Source organism: Streptococcus sp. CCH8-H5, from assembly GCF_001556505.1.
GTDB lineage: Bacteria > Bacillota > Bacilli > Lactobacillales > Streptococcaceae > Streptococcus.
Genome location: NZ_LSIZ01000007.1, coordinates 24,247 through 31,101, shown reverse-complemented (window position 1 = coordinate 31,101; position 6,855 = coordinate 24,247). Strand labels below are relative to the sequence as shown.

The following is a 6,855-nucleotide window of genomic DNA, read 5'->3' as shown; positions in this document are numbered from 1 at the left end:
TGGATTCCAAGGCGTTGATTGTACGGATAAGGGTAGATTTCCCAGACCCAGAAGGTCCCAAGAGAACCACAACTTGTCCTTTTTCAATTTCTAGATTGATATCACGAAGTGCATGATAATCTCCGTAATATTTATTAACATTTTTAAATTCGATAAGTGCCATAAGAGCCTCCTAAAATTTTACATTAATATATGTAACAACAAGAGTGTATTTTACTATAGATATAGGAGAATGTCAAAAATGTTTGAAAATTCAATCATAATGTTCGCCTTTTAACCGATTACACATAGCAAAGCTATCTCAAAAAAGAAGGAAAGCTTGTATATCAGCTCAATATCTATAGTAGAAACTTGGTCCTTAACCTATTTTTTGGTATAATATGTTTGATACGTAAAGTTTTCTACTTTACAAATTGAATGACTTAAGAAAACCGATGAGGTGTTTATATGAAAAAAATTCTAGTTGTTGATGATGAAAGACCGATTTCGGATATCATCAAGTTTAATCTAACTAAAGAAGGTTATGAAGTGGTTACAGCCTTTGATGGTCGTGAAGCTTTGGAGCAGTTTGAAGCTGAAAAGCCAGACTTGGTCATCCTGGACTTGATGTTGCCTGAACTAGATGGTTTAGAAGTTGCTAAGGAAATTCGAAAGACAAGTCACACACCGATTATCATGCTTTCCGCTAAGGATAGCGAGTTTGATAAGGTTATCGGGCTAGAAATTGGGGCGGACGACTATGTGACGAAGCCATTTTCTAATCGTGAATTGTTGGCACGTATCAAAGCTCACTTGCGTCGTACAGAGACTATTGAAACAGCAGCAGAAGAAAGCTCTAACTCTGGTAAGCAGGAGATTTCAATTGGTGAGTTGATTATTGTTCCAGATGCGTTTGTTGCTAAAAAACGTGGAAATGAAGTCGAGCTCACACACCGTGAATTTGAGTTGCTTTTCCATCTGGCAACTCACATGGGACAAGTGATGACGCGTGAGCATTTACTTGAAACTGTTTGGGGTTATGACTATTTTGGTGATGTTCGTACGGTTGACGTAACCATTCGTCGTCTCCGTGAAAAAATTGAAGATACACCTAGTCGTCCTGAATATATTTTGACGCGTCGTGGTGTTGGTTATTATATGAAGAATTATGACTAGTATTGGCTTAAACATCACAAGCTTTGAACTAGCCTTACTCTTTACGCTCCTCTTTGTGGCTTTCTACTTTATTTTTCTGGCTTATCGTGATTATCGACGAGTCAAAAATATTCGAAAGTTGACCAAGAGGGTCAAGTCCTTAATGGCAGGTAACTATAACGAGGAGTTACGCTTAAAGGGTGATCCAGAGCTTTTAGAGCTAGCTGACAGCTTGAATGATTTATCGGATGTCTTTCGTTTGACGCATGAAAATCTAGCCCAGGAAAAAAACCGCTTATCATCAGTCCTTTCTTACATGAGTGATGGGGTTATTGCGACAAATCGTCGTGGTCAAATTACCATGATTAATAGCACAGCTCAGCGTTTGTTGAATCTAGATTTTGAAACAGCGACACAGATGTCCATTTTAGACTTATTAGATGGTGAAAATCCCTACACCTATAGTGAATTGCTGTCTAAGACTCCTGAAATTCATTTGTCTCGTCGAGATGCCAACGATGAGTTTGTGACCTTACGTGTTAACTTTGCCCTTATTCGTAAAGAATCTGGCTTTATCTCAGGTTTGGTTGCCGTTCTTCACGATGCCACTGAGCAGGAAAAAGAAGAGCGTGAACGTCGTCTATTTGTTTCAAACGTTAGTCACGAGTTGCGTACACCTCTGACTTCTGTAAAATCTTATCTAGAGGCACTTGATGATGGAGCTCTCAACGAAGATATCGCCCCTAACTTTATCAAAGTTTCGCTAGATGAGACCAATCGTATGATGCGAATGATTTCTGACCTCTTGGCACTTTCTCGTATTGACAATAAGAGCACTCAACTTGATGTTGAAATGACTAATTTCACGGCCTTCATGACCTATATCTTGAATCGTTTTGATCAAATCAAAAGTCAAGAAAGCAATACTGGTAAGACGTATGAAATTATTCGAGATTACCCTGTAAATTCTATTTGGGTGGAGATTGATACGGATAAGATGACTCAGGTCGTGGATAATATTCTTAACAATGCCATCAAGTATTCTCCTGATGGAGGTGAGATTACAGTGTCCATGAAGACAACTGATTCACAGTTGATTGTTTCTATTTCTGACCAAGGTTTAGGTATCCCTAAGAAAGATTTACCTTTGATTTTCGACCGTTTTTACCGTGTTGATAAGGCCAGAAGTCGTGCCCAGGGTGGAACGGGTCTAGGCTTGTCCATTGCCAAAGAGATTATTAAACAACATAAGGGCTTCATTTGGGCTAAGAGTGAGTATGGTAAGGGTTCAACATTTACAATTGTGCTTCCATATGACAAGGATGCCATGATGGTTGATGAATGGGAGATGGAGTAGAAATGACCTCAGATTTAGGGTTTAAATATAGTATTTTGGCTTCAGGGTCAACTGGTAATTCCTTTTACTTGGAAACTCCAGAGAAGAAGATTCTTGTAGATGCTGGTTTGTCTGGTAAGAAAATCACAAGTTTGCTAGCTGAGATTGATCGTGACCCGAGTGATTTGGATGCAATCTTAGTAACGCATGAACACAAGGACCACATCCATGGTGTAGGCGTTTTAGCTCGTAAATATGGCATGGATATCTACGCAAATGAGAAAACCTGGCAAATTATGGATAGTAAAAATATGCTTGGTAAGATTGATAATAGCCAGAAACATGTTTTTTCTCGTGATAAGCTTCTGACCTTTGGAGACATTGATATTGAGTCTTTTGGAGTTAGTCACGATGCTATTGATCCACAGTTCTATCGCTTTATGAAAGATGGAAAGAGTTTCGTTATGTTGACGGATACGGGTTATGTTTCTGATCGTATGGCAGGTATTATTGAGAATGCCGACGGCTATCTGATTGAGTCTAATCATGATGTTGAAATCCTTAGAGCAGGTTCATATCCTTGGTCAACCAAGCAACGTATCCTCTCTGATCAAGGTCACTTGTGTAATGAAGATGGAGCGGATGCTATGATTCGTACCATCGGTAATAAAACTAAAAAGATCTACTTGGGTCACCTTTCCAAAGAAAATAATATCAAGGAGTTGGCCCACATGACGATGGAAAATCAGTTGGCACGTGCTGACTTTGGTGTTGGAACTGACTTTAAAGTTTATGATACCTCACCAGACACAGCGACTCCACTGACAGACATTTAAAAATAGCAGAAGAGCTGCACTAATACGTTTAGTGCAGCTTTTTAAAAGGAATGTATTTATGAAAGTAATTTATCTCTCGTTAGGGTTTGTCTCGCTCGGTTTGGGAATTCTTGGGATTCCCCTCCCTATCTTACCCACAACACCTTTTCTACTTTTAGCCATTGCTTGCTTTGCTAGAAGTTCCAAACGTTTTGAGAAATGGTTATATCATACTAAGCTGTATCAAAGTTATGTAGCCGATTTTCGAGAAACCAAATCAATTGCCAAAGAACGAAAGAAAAAGATTATCATCCAAATCTATGTTTTGATGGGAATTTCAATCTTTTTCGCCCCTATCCTTTGGGTGAAAATCGGGCTCTTTTGCCTGACGATCTTTATCACTTATTATCTCTTTAAGGTTATTCCTGATAAGGACTAAGCTATCATCAAAAAATGAGACTCCATCTTGGAAGTCTCATTTTATATATTATTAATGTTTGCTACGTAATTTCTTACGGAGTTTATAGGCAAAATTGGCTGGTCCGTATAGAGGGCTAACTGGAAGGTTGAATTCTCCAATAAATTGTTCAATGCGTGGGTTAAATTTGGACTTAAAATTATACAAGCCACCATCAAGTGAATTTTCAATTCCCCCCATGTTTTGCCACTCAGCACCACGCTCAAAGGCGTGATTAGCTGTTTCATACCATGTCAGGATAGCTGGTTGATAACGGCGGTAGTCTTCATCCATTCCTGCATAGATATTCTCAGACGTCTTGCCAAATTCAAGAACAAGTGTTCCTGAAAGTGGGACCGTTTTATTCCCAGCATCAACCTTTTCTTGAAGAAAGTCAATTTCTTCTTTAAGTCTTTTGTGCTCTTGCTTATTGTTCTCGATTTTTCCTGGTTTAGTTTTTTCAGTGAACTTAGCTGCATCAGAAATGTTCTTTTCTAGTTGCTTGTTGAGGTCTTTGAGACGGGCTGGTAAATCAAGAGTTGAGAGTGTAATGTAAGAAGATTCTGGGTAGGTAGTCAACAACTTTTCATAATAATCAATGCCACGAAGGTGGATGTTCTTACGGGCCTCTGTCTTCTTCATCAAAGATGCGAATTGTTCCAGAAGTTCAGTACCACCAAATTGGACTGAAATCCCCTTATTTCGAGCAGTACGAACAGCCTGCTTGGTACTCTTAGAGAGTTGTTCCTCAGTGAAATCTTCCTTATGGATATTAGCCTGGAAGCGAGGTTGGATATTCTCAGCCATATCTTCAGTGAGGCCCGTCCATTCAACGCCAAGAGCTTGGATGTCTTTGGCAATTGCCATAGTCTCTTCACGGATTTCAGCTTCTTGTGAGATCAAGTTTTTTGTCACAAAAAGACTTGGGTCAAATTTCACAAAGAGGGCACGCTTTGTTTTGGCATATTTTTTAAGCGAAGCCATAACAAAGGCGAGCAACTCTTTATCTTGATAGTCCATAATAGGTCCACGAGGGATATAAATCATAGAAAAGCCAAGAGGAAGTGGCTGAATAAGGACACTAGCGACAGCAACGAGATTACCATCTTGATAGAAACCTAGGCGGTCATTTCCCCAACTATCCTTGATTTTAGCCCATGAACTACTCTGTAATAAATTCGTTTGAGGACTATCTATAACAAAGCGGTCATGCTCAGAAGTACTGAGTCCAGTTTTATAGGTATACATATTATTCTAGAACCCACTTTCTAATAGCATAAGCGACACCAGATTCATCATTTGATTTCGTGATGTGTTTCGCAATTTTCTTCATTTCTGGATTACCATTTTCCATAACAACAGGAGAGCCAACGACTTCAAGCATAGCACGGTCATTTTCTTCATCACCGATAGCCATTGTTTCTTCTTTAGAAAGACCGAGTTTCTCAGCAAGATGGGTTACAGCAATTCCTTTGTTGGCTGTTTTCTTGAGAATTTCTAGGTAAAATGGTGTTGATTTTACAATAGTAAAGCGGTCATAAAATTCCTGTGGAAGTTTGGCAATAGCTGCATCAAGAATTTCAGGTTCATCGATATACATGGCCTTAACGAATTCCTTGTCAGCCACCTCTTCAGGTGTACGATAGTAAATCGGCATATGAACAAGTGTAGACTCATGAACCGTGTAGCGGCCAATGTTGCGATTACTTGTGTAGATACCATCTTTAGTAATAGCGTGAGAATGAACACCAAGCTTGTTAGCCAAAACCTCAATGTCAAGGTAGTCTTCGTATGAGAGTGTCTCACGAATTAATTCATTACCAGTAGAAGTTTCTTGGACAAGCCCACCATTGAAGGTGATAACATAATCTCCGTCTTGGTTGAGGTTAAGTTCTTCAAGAAGAGGAAGCACCCCAGGAATAGGACGACCAGTCGCGATAACAACCTTTACACCAGCAGCCTTGGCATCTTGAATGGCTTGAAAGACTTCCGGTGTAACTTGACGTTGGCTATTTAAAAGCGTTCCATCAATATCAACTGCAATAAGTTTAATAGACATAATAATTACCTGTTTCGTTTAGTTAGTTTCCCTTCTATTTTACTAAAATTTAGGCGCTTTGTCATAGTTCTTCCTGAGAAAAGTATTATTGCCTCTTTAAAAAAGTAGTTTAGGTAAAAATTGCCCAAATGCTTTTTAATTGGTAAAATAAGGTCAGACTAATAAAGGAGAGACAAGAGTGATTCGAGCAACCAACCAATTGACGGAAAAAGAACGAAAGGCAGCAAAAGCATTGATTGCTAGCTGTCAAGCCTATGACCAAACCTTTCGAGAAACCTATCTCTCCAATATGCTTAATTTTGATCCCAATATGCCGGGCTTTTTCCTCTATTATCAAGAGGGAGAGTTGCTTGGTTTATTAACGGTTTATGCGGATTACCAAGACGTTGAAGTAAGCATCCTTGTGGATCCGAGTCATCGTCGTCAGGGGGTTGCTCGTGCTATGTATAGAAGCTTTGAAAAAGATATGGCAGCTTACCCTATTCGCTCAGTGACCTTTCAGACAGAGCGTGTTTTTCTAGATCGTCATCCTGATCTGGCAAATCATTGGGGGGTGGTTGAGGATGAAGAGACCGAAACCTGGCTAGGACGAGATAAAACACCATATGCTCTGGATTCTCGTTCAGATGTCAAGGTGCTCTTAGCAACCCCCGCTTATGTAGAAGAAATAGCCCAACTCCATCACCAAGCCTTTTCTGATCCAGAGGAAACGCTCGATGTGAGTCGCAGATACATTACAGAGGCCTTGAAGGATTCCGATGGCCTACTTTACATTCTCCTCAAAGAAGCTCAGGTCATTGGAGTTTGTACGGTCGATTTATCTGGAAATAGCAACTACCTCTATGGACTTGCGATTGCTGAAGCTTATCGTGGACAGGGCTATGGCAGCTATCTGGCAAAATCAGTCGTCAATCAACTCATTGCGCATAACGACAAGCCCTTTCAAATTGCAGTAGAAGATAGCAATATTGGAGCCAAACGTTTGTATGAAAATATCGGCTTTGTCAAACAAACCCAGGTGGTTTACTTGAAATAGAAATGGTAGACGCAATAC

At 39.7% G+C, this 6,855-nt stretch carries 8 protein-coding genes; 5 read left to right on the top strand and 3 right to left on the bottom strand.

From position 1 onward, the window contains the following. A partial coding sequence (locus AX663_RS00475; protein ID WP_156430739.1) for an ATP-binding cassette domain-containing protein occupies nt 1-163 on the bottom strand: 163 nt, incomplete at its 3' end. A 284-nt stretch (nt 164-447) separates the two neighbouring features. Between AX663_RS00475 and yycF the strand changes: the two genes are divergently transcribed. Genes yycF through AX663_RS00455 form a run of 4 tightly spaced genes read left to right on the top strand, consistent with a single transcriptional unit; the run spans nt 448 to nt 3,724 of the window. Next, entirely contained in the window at nt 448-1,155 is a 708-nt protein-coding gene (gene yycF / locus AX663_RS00470; protein ID WP_002884978.1) for a response regulator YycF, read from the top strand. After that, nucleotides 1,148-2,491 (top strand): cell wall metabolism sensor histidine kinase VicK, encoded by a 1,344-nt coding sequence (gene vicK, locus AX663_RS00465; protein WP_060972414.1) that lies wholly within the window; start codon nt 1,148-1,150, stop codon nt 2,489-2,491. The genes yycF and vicK overlap by 8 nt, the downstream gene beginning before the upstream one ends. Nucleotides 2,492-2,493: 2 nt before the next feature. After that, on the top strand, nt 2,494-3,306 hold the full coding sequence (locus tag AX663_RS00460; protein WP_013990680.1) for an MBL fold metallo-hydrolase: 813 nt from the start codon (nt 2,494-2,496) through the stop codon (nt 3,304-3,306). Between the two features lie 58 nt (nt 3,307-3,364). Next, entirely contained in the window at nt 3,365-3,724 is a 360-nt protein-coding gene (locus AX663_RS00455) for a YbaN family protein (protein WP_002885010.1), read from the top strand. 51 nt (nt 3,725-3,775) lie between these two features. Here the strand turns inward: AX663_RS00455 and AX663_RS00450 are convergent, their stop codons facing one another. Then, entirely contained in the window at nt 3,776-4,990 is a 1,215-nt protein-coding gene (locus tag AX663_RS00450; RefSeq protein ID WP_060972413.1) for an aminoacyltransferase, read from the bottom strand. Nucleotide 4,991: 1 nt separating this feature from the next. Then, nucleotides 4,992-5,801, bottom strand: a complete 810-nt coding sequence (gene yidA, locus AX663_RS00445; RefSeq protein ID WP_002890845.1) for a sugar-phosphatase — start codon at nt 5,799-5,801, stop codon at nt 4,992-4,994. Nucleotides 5,802-5,979: 178 nt separating this feature from the next. On the opposite strand from yidA, the gene AX663_RS00440 reads away from it, so the two are divergent. Beyond that, nucleotides 5,980-6,837 carry a GNAT family N-acetyltransferase gene (locus tag AX663_RS00440; protein WP_060972412.1) on the top strand — a complete coding sequence of 286 codons (858 nt, stop codon included), beginning with the start codon at nt 5,980-5,982 and terminating at the stop codon, nt 6,835-6,837. Nucleotides 6,838-6,855 lie beyond the last annotated feature (18 nt).